Source organism: Paralteromonas sediminis, from assembly GCF_003820355.1.
GTDB classification, from domain to species: domain Bacteria; phylum Pseudomonadota; class Gammaproteobacteria; order Enterobacterales; family Alteromonadaceae; genus Alteromonas_F; species Alteromonas_F sediminis.
Genome location: NZ_RPOK01000007.1, coordinates 71,935 through 90,596, shown reverse-complemented (window position 1 = coordinate 90,596; position 18,662 = coordinate 71,935). Strand labels below are relative to the sequence as shown.

17 protein-coding genes are annotated in these 18,662 nt (G+C 44.7%); 7 read left to right on the top strand and 10 right to left on the bottom strand.

The window, feature by feature from the left end; all coding sequences use genetic code 11:
- Positions 1-195 precede the first annotated feature (195 nt).
- On the top strand, positions 196-684 hold the full coding sequence (locus DRW07_RS18190; protein WP_240630738.1) for a DUF4920 domain-containing protein: 489 nt from the start codon (positions 196-198) through the stop codon (positions 682-684).
- 6 nt (positions 685-690) lie between these two features.
- On the opposite strand, the gene DRW07_RS18185 is transcribed toward DRW07_RS18190, so the two are convergent.
- The gene (locus DRW07_RS18185; RefSeq protein ID WP_165870550.1) at positions 691-1,305 is read right to left on the bottom strand and encodes a Crp/Fnr family transcriptional regulator; all 615 of its coding nucleotides are present in this window, start codon (positions 1,303-1,305) and stop codon (positions 691-693) included.
- A 126-nt stretch (positions 1,306-1,431) separates the two neighbouring features.
- Between DRW07_RS18185 and DRW07_RS18180 the strand changes: the two genes are divergently transcribed.
- Positions 1,432-2,250 (top strand): sterol desaturase family protein, encoded by an 819-nt coding sequence (locus tag DRW07_RS18180; RefSeq protein WP_124029377.1) that lies wholly within the window; start codon positions 1,432-1,434, stop codon positions 2,248-2,250.
- A 2-nt stretch (positions 2,251-2,252) separates the two neighbouring features.
- Here DRW07_RS18180 and DRW07_RS18175 read toward each other — a convergent pair whose 3' ends face one another.
- Complete coding sequence (locus DRW07_RS18175) at positions 2,253-5,309, bottom strand: efflux RND transporter permease subunit (RefSeq protein ID WP_124029376.1); 3,057 nt, start codon at positions 5,307-5,309, stop codon at positions 2,253-2,255.
- 5 nt (positions 5,310-5,314) lie between these two features.
- Positions 5,315-6,382: an efflux RND transporter periplasmic adaptor subunit gene (locus tag DRW07_RS18170; protein WP_165870549.1), complete on the bottom strand. Its 1,068-nt coding sequence runs from the start codon at positions 6,380-6,382 to the stop codon at positions 5,315-5,317.
- A 183-nt stretch (positions 6,383-6,565) separates the two neighbouring features.
- Between DRW07_RS18170 and DRW07_RS18165 the strand changes: the two genes are divergently transcribed.
- Both DRW07_RS18165 and phbB read left to right on the top strand, forming a co-directional pair.
- Entirely contained in the window at positions 6,566-7,990 is a 1,425-nt protein-coding gene (locus DRW07_RS18165; protein ID WP_124029374.1) for a YfcC family protein, read from the top strand.
- Positions 7,991-8,387: 397 nt separating this feature from the next.
- Positions 8,388-9,110, top strand: a complete 723-nt coding sequence (phbB, locus tag DRW07_RS18160) for an acetoacetyl-CoA reductase (protein ID WP_124029373.1) — start codon at positions 8,388-8,390, stop codon at positions 9,108-9,110.
- Between the two features lie 36 nt (positions 9,111-9,146).
- On the opposite strand, the gene DRW07_RS18155 is transcribed toward phbB, so the two are convergent.
- The 7 genes from DRW07_RS18155 to DRW07_RS18125 all read right to left on the bottom strand — a co-directional run bounded on the left by DRW07_RS18155 (position 9,147) and on the right by DRW07_RS18125 (position 15,682).
- Positions 9,147-10,370, bottom strand: coding sequence for a polyhydroxyalkanoate depolymerase (locus DRW07_RS18155; protein ID WP_240630736.1), 1,224 nt, complete (start codon positions 10,368-10,370; stop codon positions 9,147-9,149).
- 74 nt (positions 10,371-10,444) lie between these two features.
- The gene (locus DRW07_RS18150; protein WP_124029372.1) at positions 10,445-10,789 is read right to left on the bottom strand and encodes a phasin family protein; all 345 of its coding nucleotides are present in this window, start codon (positions 10,787-10,789) and stop codon (positions 10,445-10,447) included.
- A 23-nt stretch (positions 10,790-10,812) separates the two neighbouring features.
- Complete coding sequence (locus DRW07_RS18145) at positions 10,813-11,292, bottom strand: phasin family protein (RefSeq protein ID WP_124029371.1); 480 nt, start codon at positions 11,290-11,292, stop codon at positions 10,813-10,815.
- Positions 11,293-11,461: 169 nt separating this feature from the next.
- Positions 11,462-11,896, bottom strand: a complete 435-nt coding sequence (gene phaR / locus DRW07_RS18140) for a polyhydroxyalkanoate synthesis repressor PhaR (protein ID WP_124029370.1) — start codon at positions 11,894-11,896, stop codon at positions 11,462-11,464.
- Positions 11,897-11,939: 43 nt separating this feature from the next.
- Positions 11,940-13,715: a PHA/PHB synthase family protein gene (locus tag DRW07_RS18135; RefSeq protein ID WP_124029369.1), complete on the bottom strand. Its 1,776-nt coding sequence runs from the start codon at positions 13,713-13,715 to the stop codon at positions 11,940-11,942.
- A gap of 99 nt (positions 13,716-13,814) precedes the next feature.
- Positions 13,815-15,026, bottom strand: a complete 1,212-nt coding sequence (locus DRW07_RS18130; RefSeq protein WP_124029368.1) for a hypothetical protein — start codon at positions 15,024-15,026, stop codon at positions 13,815-13,817.
- Positions 15,027-15,046: 20 nt separating this feature from the next.
- Positions 15,047-15,682, bottom strand: coding sequence for a methylamine utilization protein (locus DRW07_RS18125; protein WP_124029367.1), 636 nt, complete (start codon positions 15,680-15,682; stop codon positions 15,047-15,049).
- 124 nt (positions 15,683-15,806) lie between these two features.
- Here DRW07_RS18125 and DRW07_RS18120 point away from each other — a divergent pair, with 124 nt between their 5' ends.
- From DRW07_RS18120 to DRW07_RS18110, 3 genes are all read left to right on the top strand, one after another.
- Positions 15,807-16,859, top strand: coding sequence for a CNNM domain-containing protein (locus DRW07_RS18120; protein ID WP_124029366.1), 1,053 nt, complete (start codon positions 15,807-15,809; stop codon positions 16,857-16,859).
- A 96-nt stretch (positions 16,860-16,955) separates the two neighbouring features.
- Positions 16,956-17,879: an ABC transporter ATP-binding protein gene (locus tag DRW07_RS18115; RefSeq protein ID WP_124029365.1), complete on the top strand. Its 924-nt coding sequence runs from the start codon at positions 16,956-16,958 to the stop codon at positions 17,877-17,879.
- 2 nt (positions 17,880-17,881) lie between these two features.
- On the top strand, positions 17,882-18,655 hold the full coding sequence (locus DRW07_RS18110; RefSeq protein ID WP_124029364.1) for an ABC transporter permease: 774 nt from the start codon (positions 17,882-17,884) through the stop codon (positions 18,653-18,655).
- The last annotated feature ends 7 nt before the right edge of the window (positions 18,656-18,662 follow it).

Below are 18,662 nucleotides of genomic sequence, written 5' to 3'. Positions count from 1 at the left end.
GCTATCCGTGAAGGTGGCCGTACCGTAGGTGCGGGTGTTGTATCTAAAATCTTGGACTAAGATTTAGACACAGCTGCAAAGCATAAGAAAAACCCCGCTCTTTAGCGGGGTTTTTTGTTTGGGCTTGAAGCTTGCTTCATGTTGATGAATCATCTAGTGTGTTGGAAAACGTTTCATAACTATGGATGTATACAAGTGAAATTTCTTATTCATGTGCTTTTTATTAGTATCTCTCTCTTTATTCTGCCCGTCGCTAATGCTGATGTGAAACGGCTGTCTGACCCTGTCGCATCAGACGCGCAAACAGAAACCTTTGGAGAACTTTTTGATACTAATATCACAAGTACTTCACTCTCAGCATTAATGACGGAACCTGAAAAGAAAGAAGGTGAAGACGTAAGGATCACTACTCGGATTGCGAAAGTTTGCCAGAAAAAAGGGTGTTTTTTTATTGCTCAAGAAGGTGAGCACATTATTAGGGTGTCATTTAAAGACTATGGCTTTTTCATTCCCACTGATACGAGCGGAAAAACCGTAGAATTAATCGGGAAACTTGTAAAAAAGACCCTTTCTAATGAACAAGCCACACACTTTAATGAAGATTTAGGCGGAAACAACGTCATGAAGCCTGGTGATGTATTTGAATTGGTTGCATCAAGTGTCAAAATTCCAAAATCAGCCTAAGCATAGTTAAACAGCAGTAATTGAGGCTTGCTCTTCAGTCCAAGTCTCAATAGTTTCCAGAGACACGATATCAATATAGCCATAGCCAATGGTAATCAGGCCAATAGAAGTCAGTTTCTTCAAACTCTGATGAGCTGACAAAACTGTCACTCCTAATACATCAGATAACTCATTTTGTTTAATGATTACCCGCGTCATGTTGCTCTGTCTAGCTAAGGATAAAAGGGTTTTGGCGGCCCTTACATGAAGAGGTAAGCGTCGCACGTCATCGAGCATTTCCAAGCTGTCATGGAGCTTTACAGCAAGTGAACGTAACATCCACGCGGTTAACTCGGGGTGCTCCTTACAAAAAACGTCAAACAACGTTTTATCTAACTGAATGACTTCACTGTTTGAAGCAGCTTCCGCGTTGTGTGTTCTGGGGAGAGTAGCGAAAAGCGTGAATTCACCAAAGGTTTCGCCCGCATGTAGTAACCTGGTCATGCAATAACGTCCGTCTTTACCATAATTGCCCACTCGCACAGTACCGCTTTTGACAATCGACAAACCTGGTTTATGTTCTCCACGCACATGAATTACTTCGCCAGTTAAATAGTGAACGGTTGGCGCAAAAGTTTCCATAGCGTTTATTAAAGGCTGAGGAAGTCGATAAAGTGCAGAATGATGCATAAAACTATAAAAACATATTTTTCAGCATTAGAACAATTGGTAGATTAAAAATCAATCAGTGAACAGTGTGGATTACTTATGCATGAATATGTGGTGGTAACGCTAGTGTTAGTTGCCTTTGCGTTAGCCGAGGCGATCCGCGGCGGACTCCTTAACAAACGGGCGGAGGTTTCGGATGATATTAAGGTTGAGGCCGTTAGCACACTGGTCCTGTTTATTTTTACGCAGCCTGGTATTTTGTTGGCTACTTATGTCTTACTTCATCTTGCACTACCCGCTTATGAAGGAGCATTTGCGCACGTTCCCGTATATCTTCAAGTTCTTTGCTTTCTAGTATTTGATGATATGACACAGTACTGGTGGCATCGTCTCTCGCATAGTGTTCCTGCACTCTACAATCTTCATCGAGCACATCACAATGCAGGTTATATGAGTGTGAGAATAGTGTACCGCAATAACCTGTTTTACTACCTCATGATGCCCTCAATTTGGTGCTCAGGTGCCCTTATATATTTTGGTTTTGGAGACGTTTATGCTGGCTATCTCATTGTTAAACTCTCAGTGATAATCGGCGCGCATTCAGAATGGAAATGGGACAGCGCTTTATACAAATATCGCTGGTTACACATATCCGCTTGGATTATCGAACGCACCATATCAACACCCTCTACTCACTCCGCACATCACGGATTACGCAGTGATGATGACGTTACTCACTACAAAGGCAATTACGGAAACCTGCTCTTCCTTTGGGATGTGTTGTTTGGAACTGCGAAAATAACTCGACGTTATCCGAAAGAATATGGCGTATGGGGCATGCGTTATTCAAATTGGAAAGAGCAGCTTATCTGGCCTATTTATACTACGCCAAAAGATTCGCAAAAAGAGCCAGAATAATGCTATGAAGGAGCGGTTACTCGGTAAAAAATTGCGTACATCGCGGGAATAACAAGTAAAGTCATCACGGTTGAAAATAGTAGCCCAGCCATTATAGCGATTGCCATTGGCTCCCACATAGCACCGCCACCAAGATAGAGTGGTAACATGCCGAGTACTGTTGTCGCAGTCGTCAGAAGTATGGGACGCGCTCGCTGCTTTGCTGCGTGCACGATTGCGTCGCAGTGTTCAGCGCCTTGCTCAATTTCGAGCTCAATACGTTCAAGCAACACAATAGCATTATTGATGACGATCCCAGCTAAAGAAACTATGCCTAAAAAGGTCATGAAGCCAAAATATGACTGGCCTACCAATAGACCGAGAATAACGCCAATAAGCCCTAGAGGGATTGTGGCAAGCACAATACCTGCTTTGCGGAATGAATTAAACTGACCCACAAGTAGCACCAGGATAATCAGTCCTGCGATACCCAGTTTATCCCTGATGGATTGGTTTGCATCGCCGGAACTCTCACTCTCTCCACCTAACTCAAATCGCACCAAGCCCTCTGTTTGAACAACCATATCTTCGAGCCACGGCATAAGTTGATCGAACTTCTCTGCAGCAGTAACACTGCCCATCAATTGTGCACCAACCGCAACGGTTTTTAAGCCGTCCCGTCGTAAAATCTTCGCGTCATCCCACACAATATTAATATCGGCTACTTGCCTCAATGGAACTGATTTTCCTGAAGATTGTGCGTACACAGAGAGTGATTCAAGCTTACTTATTTCCCGCTCTGTGGCAACATTAGAGCGAAGTACAACGGGTATGATGTCTTCGTCTTGTCTAAACTCAGTGAGCTCCATCCCACTTAAGCTGGCCTGTAGTGAGATTGCGATGTCCTGGCTTGTTACACCAGCACGAAGTGCGCGAGCTTGGTCGATACGAATATCCAATTTTTTAATCCGTTGTCCCCAATTGTCAGAGATATTTTGCAACTGACCGATATCGAGCATTTTCGTTTTTAACTCACCGACTTGGTTAAACAACAGGGCCTTATCTTTGCTCATTAATCGCACTTCAACGGGGTTTTCTACAGCCGGCCCATTTTCAATCAGTCTAAGTTTAAGGTCTACATCGGGGTGCATTTCGAACGTGTAGCGTCTGAGACTCGTCATGAGTTCGCCAATAACTTGGTAGTCAGACACATTGATGATCATTGCAGCATAGTTGCTGTTATTGGGTTTAGGATTGTGAGACAACAAAAAGCGTGGCCCGGCATTGCCGATATAGCTTACCCAATTTGTCACGCCATCATCTTGCCGGGCCTCTTTTGTCAATTCATCTTCAATGTAAGCTTCGAGATCAGACACTATGCCTTGTGTCTTGTCTATGCTAGTGCCGCTAGGCAGCTCAATGATGGCCTTAAAGTACGGACGGTCAGAGGGTGGAAAAAATAGATTGGGCAAAAATTGCGATAAATTCATCACGCCAATAAACATTGCGATTGTTGCTAGTATTACAAGGTACTTATGCCGAATGAAGGTGGTAAGGACGTGGCCGTATTTATTGTATAAACTGGAGTTTAGCGGTGTGTTTGCTTCTTTTTTAACCTTCAAAAACGTAATGCAGAATAGAGGGATGAGGGTCATCGATAGTATCCATGAGCACAACAGTGTGATAGTGACGACGGTAAACAGGGCCGAGGTAAATTCGCCTACTGCAGATTCTGCGAGGTAAATAGGTAAAAACGCCGCAGATGTGGTGAGTGAGGCAACGAGCAGGGGAATTTTCATTTCATTTGCCGAACCGAGTGCTGCTGCCAGTGCATCTTCACCTTTTTCCATGCGCACCAAAATATTCTCAGACATAACAATGCCATTGTCGACCAGCATGCCCAGCGCAATAATCAGAGCGGCAAGAGAAATTTGATCAAGCCCAATGTGGAAAAACTGCATAACGATAAGTGAAAATAAAATAGCGGTAGGTATAAGTGCGGACACCACTAACCCAGTTCGGATACCGAGTGTCAGTAACATGACTGCTGTTACAATGGATACCGCTTGCACCAAACTGATCACGAAGTCTTTCACTTTGTTATCAACTTCTTTGGGGATAAAGTTCACAACATCAAATTCGATGCCATAAGGATAGGTTCGTGTAAACTCAACTAGCGCCTCACTCACTTGCGCGCCAAGGAGAATGTTATTACCGCCATCGCGCATAGAAACGGCAAATGCCAATGCAGGTGTGCCGCTGCTGTGAACAATTGATTCTATAGGGTCTACGTAGCCATAGGTAACCTTCGCAATGTCACGTAAATAGAGCGAATGTCCGTTGATTTGAATAATGGTTTTGCCAATATCTTCGAGGTTTTCAAAGTTACCACTGGGCTCCAGCGCAATACGTTCTTGTCCCAGTGTGAATTCACCGCCGGAAATAACGATATTACGGGACTGCAATATGTTGGCCAGTTGGTTGGGGGATATGCCTAGTTCAGCCAGCCGGGCATTATTATACTCAACAAATACACGTTGCTCCTGCTCACCAAAAATTTCGACTTTAGACGCTTCTGGCAACCGTAATAAGTCAGATTTTATCTCATCGGCAATGTCTTCCAATTCAGCAAAAGAAAACCCTTCACCAGTCATCGTCAGCACAATGCCATAAACATCCCCAAATTCGTCGTTCACGAAGGGCCCAATAACGCCGTCGGGTAAGTCGCCCTGCACATCCTCTATTTTTCGACGTAAGTCGTCCCAGATAGGACGCATTTCTTTATAACTTTCTTTGATATTGACGTTAACAATAGAGATGCCGGTTCTGGATTCGCTGGTGACAAAATCAAGCTCAGCGATGTCTTTCACTTTGTCTTCAATTTGGGATGACACAAGCTCTTCTATTCGTTCTGGACTCGCTCCTGGCAAGTGAGTAATTACTTGCGCTGTTCGTATTATAAATCCAGGATCGTATGCCCTTGGCATAGTGGTGAATGACAGATAGCCAAACACGATTATGGCGATAAAGAGTGCGACAGTAATTCGATTATTATCAATCGCTAACTTTGTCAGGTTCACTGTACTTACTCCTGTACCAAGCGAACTTCAAGCCCGTCATACATCTTGCTCATACCGGCAACAATAAGCCGTTCACCCGTTTCCAGTCCTGATACAATTTCCAGTCCCAGACTGTTAAGTGAACCGGTCACTACACTGCGACGTTCAACGTTTGCTTTACCTGGTGTAGTCGCTCTCGCAATAAATACATAACGGCCGTCGGTATCTTCCAATACAGCATGGGCGGGAACAAATATTGAGCTTGATGCAGTATTTCCCTGACCTACTTGCTGTGTTGCCCTTGCAGTCACAGACATGCCAGGCAATATGTTATACCCCTCTACTTTTGGCATACTCATAGTGACCTCATAAGTATTGGTCTCTTTATCTGCCTGCGTGGCGATTTCCTTCATAGTAAGCGGAAACATTTTATCGGGGATAGCGTCGAACATGGCCACAACATCTGGTCGTGTATCTTCACTGGTGAGGATCATGATGCTCTCTGGTATATCCACTTTTATGTCGATACTGGAGACATCCTGCAGTACAAAGATACTTTGCTTGGCCTGAACTTCTTCGAAGTTGTCGATATTACGTTTGGCAATGATGCCATCGAATGGGGCTTTGAGGGTTGTGTAGAGTATGTTTTGTTTGGTCGATTCTAACGTTGCTTCAGCGGCTGCCAGGGCAGACTCTAATTGATTGTATTCGGCTTGAGAAATCGTGCCATTCCCCACTAATGCCTGTCCGCGCGTAAAGTCTGCTTGTGCTTTGTTAAACGCCGCCTGCGCACTTTTCAGCTGAATGTTAATGTCCGCATCGTCTAGGCTTGCCAACAATTGCCCTTTGGTTACTGAATCGCCTTCCTTAACAGACAACTCAACCACTTTCCCTGCAATGCGAAATGACAGCTCAGCCTCTCTATTGGCCGCAACTACACCCGGCAATTCACGAAACAGGTTATTGCCTGCCTGGTTTACTTCGAGTGTACGAACATAGCGAAGTGGCGCTTCCTGGGAGGGTTGGTCAACCTGCTCGGTACAGCCAAGTAGGACACTAAAACTTGCCATACCGAGTAGAATTAACTGTCTCATTGTTCTCTCCATGACGATTGGGATGAGGTCAAAAAGAGTCTAGCGCATCAGCTGACAATAGCCCATGTAAAGCAGAAATTTATTCATCAGGTCATCAAAGGAAAGTAAAAAACTCCAGCAAAAAAAGTAAAGCCCTTGTAAAATTGCGCGGTATTTTGAAACAAGGCTGTTTATATCTTTATTATGAAATCTCTCTTAAAAGTACCTCATACGCTTATATTACTCTTGTCCATGATGCTGTTGGCGTTTGTCGCGACCTGGCTTGTGCCTCAAGGCTTTTTTGAAACGGTCACGCTTGAAAACGGTCGTCAAGCGGTAGTTCCAGGCACATTTGCATTAGCTGACGCACAAATCCGGTTAACACCTATGGACTTTTTTGTTGCTATCCCAAGGGCATTGGCAGCAGCGCAGGACGTTATATTCTTCGTGTTTATTGTTGGTGGCGTACTCGCGATAGCTCGGGCAACGGGCACGATTGATGCGCTTATTGGGCGGTTATTGGAGCGTTTTGGCAACAAGCCTCACATGCTCATATTTATGGTGGTGTTTACCTTTGCGATGGCGTCCGGTGCGATAGGTACAGCAGGAGAGTATATTCCTTTTGTGCTCATACTCGTTGGCTTATGTAAGGCAATGAAATTGGATGCTATGACAGCAGTCGGCATGGTAGTAGTGGGTTACGGCATTGGTTATGGGGTATCTGCGTTCAACCCTTTTACTGTAATGATTGCGCAGCAGGTAGCTGATGTTCCCTTGTATTCGGGCATTGAACTGCGCCTAGCAATCTTCTTGCCCTTTGTACTTATCGGTTTTCATCATGTATGGCGTTACGCAAAAAAGGTCGAGGCCGAACCCGGAAGCTCGCTTACCGTCGGTATCCCATGCCCCTTACAGGGCACAGAGCAGGCAGACTACCCCACGTTAAACATGCGCCATAAATCAATATTATTTGGGTTGGTCGCTACTGTTGTTATCGCAGTGTGGGGCATTTCTCAACAAGGCTGGTACTTGTATGAGCTAGGGGCCATGTTCATCATTTGGGGAATTTTTACTGCGGTAGTTGGACAACTCAATGCCAGTGACGCTGCAGAAAAGTTTATTGAAGGTGTAAAAGACTTAGCAACCACCGCGATGCTGGTGGGTGTGGCAAGAGGTATCGCGCTGATCATGGAAGACGGACAAATTTTACATACGTTAGTCTATGCCATGTCGTACCCTCTCTCCTACCTAGGGGCTGAAATTGCGTCTGTTGGCATGTTTATTATGCAAACCATTTTAAACTTGTTTATTCCTTCCGGCAGCGGGCAAGCATACGTGACCATGCCTCTCATGGCACCTGTAGGAGACATTATTGGCGTTAACAGGCAAATCGCGGTACTGGCTTATCAATTCGGTGATGGATTCTCAAATATGATAGTGCCAACTAATGCTGTACTCATGGGCATTATTGGCATGGCCGGTGTGCCTTATCATTTGTGGTTTCGGTTCTGCTTACCACTCATGTTGAAGCTTATGGCGGCGGCGTCTTTAGTATTAGTGCTGGCTGTGGTGTTTGACTATGGTGCTGAACACCAGCCTCAAGTAGCGATAGAAGCCGCACAGAATTAGCCTTAAAAATGCGCGTCGATTAGGTGTCTTCTGCGCGCATATACTCCAACGTGTAGGCTTCTTGTCTGACATCGAATCCCGTGTTGGCCTTTAAACGGTCAAGTACATAAACCTCGTCTACAGCATGCACATCTTCTTATATCAGGCCAAAATCAGATAGATAACTTTGTAACATAGATCGCTTCCTCCTGCTGCCAACGTTTTGATTACACAAAAACGTCATCGGTGATTCATATTTGTGCAATTGATCCAGGTCAACATACTTCACGCAACTGGTTGACCTCATACCAAGGTCTTATTTTTCTATTGCTTTGCATACTTTATAAACAAACTGTACGAATGTTAATCGCCGTTCTCATTCGAAGAAAATCTTTTAACGCAAATTTGGAGAAGACCAATGAGCAGATTGGCATTAGTGACGGGCGGGACCCGTGGGATTGGTGAGGCAATTAGTGTCAACCTGAAAGAAAAAGGCTATCAAGTTGTCGCGAACTACGGTGGTAATGACGCTGCGGCTCAGGCCTTTACAGAACGAACGGGGATCACTGCGTTAAAGTTTGACGTTTCTGATTATGACGCAGTCCAAAGCGCGGTTGCCCAGATAGAATCAGATTTTGGTGATATTGATGTGTTAGTGAACAATGCCGGTATCACACGTGATACCACTATGCATCGAATGAGTTTTGAGCAATGGGATCAAGTTATTCAAACAAACTTGGCATCTTGTTTTAATACCTGCAAAGCCGTGATTGAGAAGATGCGCCAAAATGGTTTTGGTCGCATTGTGAATGTGGGCTCAGTAAATGGACAGGCCGGTCAGTATGGCCAAGTGAATTACGCAGCTGCAAAATCTGGTATCCACGGTTTTACCAAAGCGTTGGCACTAGAAGGAGCGGGTAAAGGCATAACCGTCAATGCCATAGCCCCTGGGTATGTCGACACTGACATGGTACGCGCTGTGCCAGAAGACGTGTTGAAGAAAATTATCGCAACCATCCCGGTAGGGCGGCTTGGCAACCCCAATGATATCGCGCGTAGCGTCCTCTTTTTGGTCAGTGATGACGCGGGGTTTATTACTGGTTCAACCTTGTCCATAAATGGTGGGCAACACATGTATTAATGATGAATTTATTAAAAAGGCCCGTATAGGGCCTTTTTAAGATTCATGTTTATGTATGAAGTCGGTAATTAGTGGCCGAATGTGCTTTCTGAATTTTGACCCGCTAAAGATGCCATAATGTCCCGCACCTTGTTGAACATGATGTACACGCTTTGACTTAGGGATACTTTTACATATTGTGTGTGCGGCTTCAGTTTGGCCCAAACCACATATATCATCATTTGCGCCCTCTACGGTCAGTAGAGCCATATCGACAATCGAAGAAAAATCTACCGGTTCACCCTGGTAAGTGATCAGGCCTTTAGCAATCTCATTGCGCTTAAAGACTCGCTCAATGGTTTCTAGATAGAATTCAGCGGGCATGTCTAATACCGCCATATATTCATCGTAGAAGGCGCGAAATCTATCGGCATCTTCCTCTTCACCGTACAGTAAGTTCATGAAGAAATTAGAATATTTTTTTAAATGTGTTTCTTGGTTCATAGAAATGAAACCACCCAATTGCATAAAGCCGGGATACACTTCTCTGCCTGCCCCAGGGTAACCTAAGGGAACTTTTTGAATGGCAAAGCGTTTAAACCAAGACATAGGGTGCTTTTGCGAAAACTCATTCACTCGGGTTGGATTCTGGGATGGGTCTATTGGACCTGCCATTAATGTGAGTGAAGTAGGTGCACAAGGGTTCTTTTGCTGAGCCATGACTGCACTGGCAATCAGTGCTTGTACTGTAGGCTGGCAAATGGCGATAACACTGGTGTCAGGGCCTAAAAACTCCAGCATCTCAATTAGGTAAGACACATAGCAGTCGAAAGAGAATGGGCCCGCTTCAAGAGGCACTTCCCGGGCATCGAGCCAGTCGGTAATGTACACTTCATGGTCGGGTAACAGCGCTTCGACTGTGCCTTTAAGCAAGGTAGCGTGATGGCCAGACAGTGGGGCAACCAGAAGTACCTTGTGTTCGACTTCGTGACCTACTCTGTCAAAGTGAATCAAATCACAAAACGGCTTACTTAATGCCACTCTTTCCTGAACGACAAACTTTTTATTGCCCAGTGTAATTTCATTAATATTAAAGCCAAGCTTGTCATAGCGACGAGTAAGGCGCATGGCAGTTTCCAGGCTAGCTGAGGTGACTTTGCCAAACCAAGTATAGGAAAGCGGGTTTCCAGGATGCATGAGCATATCATTTAATAAGCTATAGCCATCATGCATTACATGACCACCGCGGGCCATAAAGTCATAGGCTTGATAGTTCATCATACCCATCTCCCCAAAGAAATTTTAAGAAAAATAAGATAGCGAAAACCGTCCATGGTTGCCTGTAAGAAGGGATATTACTTGTTCATGCTGGCGAATTTTTCGCTAACTTCTTCGCTCATTCCTTTGAAGATAACACCGGCACTTTTCTGTGTTTCTGAAATAACCGCGTAGGCATCCTGAGCAGCTGACGTGACTGTAGACTGCAATCCTTCAACGTAACTCTTTTGCATATCCATCAGGCCCATTACATCTTTTTGACCAGAGGCACTTTGCACGAATTCTACGCCGTCATTAAGAAGGGTTGTAAAAAGTGTATTCTGCTGTGTGGCCAAATCCTGCAGGGCCTTCATGTTCAAAGTAGCCAGTTCCGCTACTGGTTTCATACTTGCTTGTAGTTGCTCATTCATTTGATCAATCATGATGATCCTCCAGTTAGTAAAAATTACTCGTTCTCTGACTTCGTTTTGCTCGCCGCCGTTTTTCGCGGTGTCGCAGGTGTTGCCTTTGCCTTACCTGCTTCAGTTTTTGGCGCCACCTTTTTTACTGGTGTCGATTTTTTAGTTGGAGCTGCCTTCTTTGTTGGCGTCACTGCTGGTGCTGCTGGCTTAGCGTTTGCTTTGTTCGCCATGTCAGCCGTTAGCAGCTCCGTTGTTTTTTCTTTGGTCGAAGATAAGGTTGCATAGGACGCCTTCGCGGTCTTTAGCATTCTTGTGCGCACAGATTCAGTGTAGGCATGGCTTGCGTTCAACCAGCCTTTGTATTCGTTTTGCTTTGATAGAGAAGCTGCATAGCTTATGCTGTCGCTAATCAATCCGGTGAAAAGTTCAGTTTGTTGTTGTGAGAACTGCTCTAACGCGCCCGCGTTAATACTCAAAAGATCTTTCATCGACTTTTGCATGTTGTCTGAATATTGTTTCAGCATAGCTGGCTCCTGTTAAACTGATTGCTGCAGTGCAGCAAGATGGTTAAATAGTAGTCAGTATTTATATGGCTGTCAACAAGAAATGTTGCGATGCAGCAAATGTTTTTGTCAAGGTTAGAAATAAGTTTAGAAGTGCTAGTTGCGATTAATGTTGCAAAGCAGCAAAGTCTTAAGGTTTCTTTTTATCTTTGTCTGTCCAGGATGAGAAATTTTTCAGGCTGTCTTCCATCATTGCGCTGAACATATTGACCGGGTTGGCCTGTGTCATGTTGTTTAACATGCTCTGCATCTTCTCCTGTTGTTGCAAGAATGACAGTATGCTCTGTTCTAGGTACTGTCTGACAAAAACTTGCATGTCACTGTCATAGAATCGAATTAATTGTTTTAGCAAGACATCAGTCAACAACGACTGTTGATGATTAGATTCAGACTCTGTGATTATCTGTAAAAGTATGCTTTTAGTGAGGTCTTCACCACTTTTGGAATCAACAACTTCAAACTCTTTATGCCCTTTAATCAGTTCCCGTATATAGTCCAAGTTGACATATTTACTCTGAGACGTGTCGTATAAACGGCGATTGGGGTACTTTTTAATTGAGATCAAAATAACGGCCTAGTTGAATCTTAGTACCCCGAGTATAACAAGCTTACAAACGTTTTTTCACATACTCACCCGGAGCAGGATAAAGCGCAGGGTAGTCAGGGTGCTCGCCCACTTGCCAGGCGGCGCGTTTGCGACCGGATTGCCTCGACATCCACTGGTGCCAGTCAGGCCACCAGGAGCCTTCCACTTTTTGTGCGCCTTCAAACCACTCTTCGGCGTGTTCTGGTAATTCATCATTGATCCAATGCGGGTATTTACCGTCTTTGACCGGATTGATGACCCCAGCGAGATGGCCTGACCCGGCAAGAACAAACCTAGCCGGACCCGAAATGAGTTTAGTTCCGGTATATGCGCCGTCCCAAAGAACAATATGATCTGCAAGGGTTGTTAAGAAATAACAAGGCATATCCATATTCGCTAAATCTATTGCAATGTTATCAATCACGACTTTGCCGGGCTCTTGCAACTGATTTTCGATGTAAGTGAATTCCAGGTATTGTTTAAAACACGCGGCGGTTAGGTTAGTTGCATCACTATTCCAGTATAAAATATCAAAGGCAGCAGGATCTTCTCCCTTGAGGTAGTTCCTAATGAAAAATGACCAGAACAGGTTGTTCTCTCTGAGAAGACTGAAACTAAGGCCCAAAATTCGGCCGTCAAATATCCCTTTGATTGAAGCGCTTTGCTCAAGTAGCGGGAAGGTTTGTGCTGACATGTAGTTGCCGAGCTCTCCCGGCTTTGAAAAATCTAAAAGGGTTGTCAGTAAAGTAACAGAGTTAATCCTTTCGTCGCCCTTTGAGCGTAAGTAAGCACTTGCTAATGAAAGCAATGTTCCACCTACGCACCATCCAACCATATTTACCTTTTTGGCTTTGGTAATGCCTGTCACAACATCTAGGGCAGTCAGTGGACCGCCTTTCATGTAATCAACAAAATCTTTGTCGCGAAGACTGACATCAGGATTGACCCATGAAATGATGAAAACAGCGTAGCCTTCACTGAGCAACCACCGCACCATGGACTTACGCTCGTCCATATCGAGAATGTAGTATTTGTTGATAAACGGGGGAGTAATGAGTACAGGCGTTGCAAATTGCTTCTCGGTTACCGGCGTATAGTGAATTAATTCTATGAACGCATTCTTAAATATCACCTGACCAGGCGTGGCTGCCAAGTCTTTGCCTATTTCAAACGCATTGGCATCGGTTTGCGTAATTTTAAAGGCCTCAACGGGGCTTTTTTCAAGGTCGTCTATGAAGTTTTGCATACCCTTGAGTAAGTTTTGGCCATTGCTTTCCAGTATGGCTTCGCAGACTTCGGGGTTGGTAAATGCACTATTGGTGGGGGATACTGAATTTACATATTGTCGGGTGTAAAATCGTGCCTGCTCAGCTGCTTTAGCATCGGCAAACGTGAGTGCTTCCACGGTGTTTTTCATCAGTTCAGAATTGAGCAGATAAGACTGTTTGACGTAATTGAAGACGGGATTCTTCTGCCAGTCTTCATGCGAAAAACGTTTGTCGCCTCTCTCTTCTTCAACCACTGCGTGCATCTTTTCGCCCATCATGGCTTTACTGGCTTGCTCCCACAACGCAGTTTGCTTTTGCATGAATTGCATTTGGTTTTGCATGAGTTTGTTGGCGTCCACCTGAACCGCACTGGCTAAGAGCTGTTCATAGCCTTTAGGATCAAACATCAAGTCAGCAACGTTCAGTGCGCCTCTATTTTCCGCACTCAGTGTTTGATGAACCAATTCAGAAAAGGTTTTCGCATAGTGTTCGAGCATCGCTTCGAACCGTTCTTTGTCTTGCTGCTCCATGAATACACCGCCAGTATTTATCTGTGTGACTCGGCTAGTCTAGATCTATTCTGACAATGCTGGTGGGCTTTACTACCAAAGTCTAGTGAACTTTTTGCGTCAAAACCGATAGGTCATGGCAAGTTGACCCTGATAATCCCTCTGCTTGTCAGCAATTGCTAATGACGGTCTGTTTTCAAATCTGTGTTTTGTGTAGATGCCTTCGGCAGTAACTTGCCAGTTGTTGGAAAGTCTGTAGGTCCAGTTGATGGTCAGTGCATGTCCATGGCTATCATTGTAGTCTTTTGGGACTAGGTCATCTTCTTTAACGTCAAAAAGGTCAAGTCTCACTGAATATTTATGCGCCCCCTGGGTATAGCTAAATGCGCCATAGGCGGCGCGGAAATCAGCATAAACCAAACGGCTTCCCATTTCAGTTGCGCCGTCCATGAGGTGCAGTGAAAGCGTTAAATTGGGAGTCATCAGGTACCGCGTGGCAAGGGAATGAAATTTAGTGTGCCATGCATAAAGGCGCTGTTCATTGACTTTTAGCGGATTAGCTCGGTTGTCATAAATGAAATAGCGAATGTCCAATTTGCGCACATACTGGGCCTGAGCGCCCACATAAAAGCCAACTTTACCGTCTACTTCTGTAAATGGCTCAGTCCAACTTGGGGCATTAAAATAGTCGGGACTAATCACACTGGGTAGTGGGGCAAATTCTACCCTCTCGTGATGCAGTGTTTGACGGTCGTGAATGGCAAAACCACGCCAGGTGAGTAGCGTGCCCGTGGTGTCATTGCCTTTATAGGCACCCAAGTCAAACCGAAAAGACCAAGGACTTTTGGCTTTTCTTCCCGAACGATGAAGACTCAATTCGAGACCTGGCACCCGCAGCTCTTCGCCAATCCAGCTATTTAAGGCTGAAGAAGTAATAAAATGGTTGGCTAGCCAACCCACATCCGTGTTTTCTACCGATAAGCGAGGATAAAATAATCCGGCCCTAGAAGACCATCGAAAAACACCTGGAGACAACGGGCGATACTCAAGATAGGCCTGGGTTAGCCCCAACTGCTTGTCTCCGTCGCTGTAGGCATTGGCTACGCTGTGTAAAACCAGACTTTTGCCTACATCGACTTGTGTGGAGAGTATAGCCTGACTTAACAGAAGGTCGTTCCCGTCAGAGCGAAAAATGCCATTACCCTTATCAAAAAAGCTGGGTTGCGCATTGTTACTCACTGAACTTAAGCGAATAACACCTTCAACAGAAAAAGCAAACGAGACAGTGCTCTTGATTAAAAGTAAAAGGCCAATACTAAAGCGTAGAAACATGGGTATACCTTCCGAGAGCATTAATAGTCAGAAAAGCCAGATGAAAAATCAAACCCCTCTAGAAGTGGGTAAGATAATGCCAATGACACGGTTGTGTTGCCTTTTACCATGACTCTGTAATCTTTATTTCCCTCACGACGATCTAAATTTGGATGCCATATTCGAGCATTGTACTGTCCGTCGGGGAGTGTTAATGAAGCCATACCGTCTTCTTTTGTGGCGCCATAGAAGGGCGCGTCAGTAACGTAAATATAAGCAAGCATCCAGTCGTGAATGTTACAGCCAACTTCGACAATGCCCGTATTTTCAAATGTGACGGGGGTGCCATCAAAATCGTCATAGAGTTCTAGCTCAAATGTCTTGGCTTCAGAGAACGAGTAAACGTGATGTTTGATGTTGTCTCGGTTTGGAAATTCCACTTTGGTTCCCGGCGAGATGACGAGCACGTAGGGCATAAACTGCTCGTTGATTTGTGCCATCGTTTCTACGCTGTCTTTACTATGATGGCGGGTAGCAGGGGTATTTTCATCAGCTGGTGTGAGAGTAATTGCCGCGAAGGCCACTTTATTACCCGAATCGTCAACAACGTTTACACTCAGCTGCGACGCAGTAACAGAATGGCAAAACAACAGAAAGAGCAGACAATATCTAATCACGATAAGACAACATTAATCTTTTTACTAAAGACCAGCGTAGCAGACAAAAACGTTCACGCAATGCGGTAAAATTATATATCCTATGGTCTTTGCAACGGACAACGCCTTTCTTTTGGACTAATTTGTGACATTACTTTTCATTTATGTATTCATTGCTCTTGGATTTTCGTTTTTATGTTCTATTGCAGAGGCGGTTATCTTGAGTGTGTCACCGGCTTACATTTCGGTATTAGAAAAAGAGAATAAGCCCAGCGGAGCTTTACTTGCGTCCTTGAGCAAAGATATCAACAAACCTCTGGCCGCCATTCTCACCCTAAACACGATTGCACATACCATGGGGGCGGCTGGTGCGGGCGCACAAGCTGCCACTGTTTTTGGTGATGCTTACTTGGGGGTAATATCCGCCGTACTTACCCTTTTGATCCTGGTTTTTTCTGAAATTATTCCAAAAACATTGGGGGCAACGTATTGGCGTGCACTGGCTCCCTTAACGGCCTATTTTCTTAAGTATTTAGTGCTGATCCTTTATCCATTTGTACTCATGTCACAAAAGTTAACAAGTCGTATGACAGAAGAGAGTCCGCTAAGAGGTCTAAGTCGTCACGAGTTTCACGCAATCGCTGAGCTGTCAGCGCAAGAAGGGCAGCTCGCCGAGCATGAACACCGATTCTTACAAAGCCTGTTATCACTACATGATTTAAAAGTGCGTGATGCCATGACGCACAGAACCAAAGTGTTCTCAATCCCCGAAGATATGACGGTCGCTACATTTTTCAATGAGCATGCAGATATTCATTATTCGCGCATCCCTGTGTTTGAGAAAGATAACACTGAACACGTAAACGGCTTCGTGCTTCGTTCGGACCTTTTGGTTGCACAGGCCAGAGGCAATGGTGATGCACCGGTTTCCACTTTCCGTAAATCCATGGTGACCTTGTTAAACAGTATGCCTTTATCAGCGACTTTCGATCATTTTTTAAGTCGTCAAATCCATATGTTACTCGTCGTCGATGAATATGGTGGCTTGGAGGGCATACTCACTCTTGAAGATCTGTTAGAACGTCTGTTAGGTATCGATATTGTTGATGAAACAGATAACACGGTGGGAATGAAGCGCTTTGCCCGTCTGCTTGCTAATCGCAGAAAGCGAAATTGGTTGTCCAGACAAAAGAAATAACCCGGCCAGTGTGTCACGCAGAGTAACTTGTGGCAAAATACGCGATTACGCTTTTTCGAGCAGATAACTTATTCATAGAAGGTGCAAATAGACGTTATGCATGCGCTTAATATCAGTGGCCTGAAAAAGGTTTACAAAGGTGGCGTAGAGGCGCTTAAGGGCGTTGACCTGCAGGTGGAACAGGGCGATTTTTTTGCCTTATTGGGCCCCAATGGGGCAGGCAAATCTACCACAATCGGTATTATTAGTTCGTTGGTCAATGCAACACAGGGCAAGGTTAATGTATTTGATTTTGACCTCGACTCACAAAAAGCCGCAGCAAAAGCCTGTATTGGCCTGGTGCCACAAGAGTTTAACTTCAATCAATTCGAAACACTTCAGCAAATAGTGATTAATCAGGCCGGCTACTATGGTGTACCCCGAAGTGAAGCGAAACAGCGCGCCGAGAAGTATTTAAAACAACTTGAGCTTTGGGATAAACGCAATGCCAGAGCAAGAGAGTTGTCTGGAGGAATGAAGCGCAGGCTGATGATTGCCAGGGCATTAATGCATGAGCCGAAAATGCTTATCTTAGACGAACCCACCGCAGGTGTAGACATCGAGATTCGGCGTGCAATGTGGACATTTCTGCGTGAGATCAACGAGCAGGGGATCACCATTATACTCACTACGCATTACCTAGAAGAAGCAGAGATGCTATGCCGTCACATTGCCATTATTGATAAAGGGCGCATTGTTGAAAACACCAGTATGAAATCTTTGTTGGCGAAATTGAATGTAGAAACCTTTGTCCTCGACGTAAAGTGCTCTGGAGAGCCTGTGTTGGAAGGGTTTACTACTCGAATGACAGATGCCAATACACTGGAAGTTGATGTACCTAAAACGACCGGTTTGAATCCTGTCTTTTCACAATTGGATCAACAGGGTGTTCAGGTAATGAGCATGAGAAATAAGTCTAATCGACTGGAAGAGCTGTTTGTTCGTCTAGTTGAGTCAGGACGAGAAGAGGGGGCTGAATAACGATGGACTCGGGTTCTAATTTTACTGCATTGACAACCTTGTGGATAAAAGAGTGCACACGTTTTTTACGCATCTGGATTCAGACACTGGTGCCCCCTGCAATTACCATGACTTTGTATTTTGTCATTTTTGGAAGCCTGATCGGTGAGCGCATTGGTCAAATGGGTGGCTTTACGTACATGGAGTTTATTGTTCCCGGCCTTATTATGATGGCGATCATTACGAATTCTTATGCCAATGTTTCATCGTCATTCTTTAGTGCTAAATTTCAGCGCAATGTTGAAGAGTTATTGGTATCCCCCGTTCCTACATGGGCTATTATTCTCGGGTTTGTTGGCGGTGGTGTTGCTAGAGCCAGTCTCATTGGTATTATCGTTACCGCTGTCTCGTTATTCTTCGTTGATGTAAACATTCACAGTGTTGCGATTATTGTTGTGACGCTATTACTGACTTCTATTCTGTTCGCCACTGCCGGCCTAATAAACGGTATTTTCGCTAAAACATTCGATGATATCAGTGTTGTACCTACCTTTGTGCTGACACCTCTCACCTATCTCGGCGGCGTATTTTATTCATTAACATTACTCCCAGAGTTTTGGCAGTGGGTAAGCAAAGCGAATCCAATCGTGTATATGGTCAACGGCTTTCGCTATGGCTTTTTGGGTGTGAGTGATGTCAACGTTTTTGTCTCACTTGGGCTCTTGGTGGTTTTTAATCTTGTGTTGTTCAGCCTTGCCTATGTTCTTCTGCAGCGCGGCACGGGTATTCGCTCTTAAGCGCTCG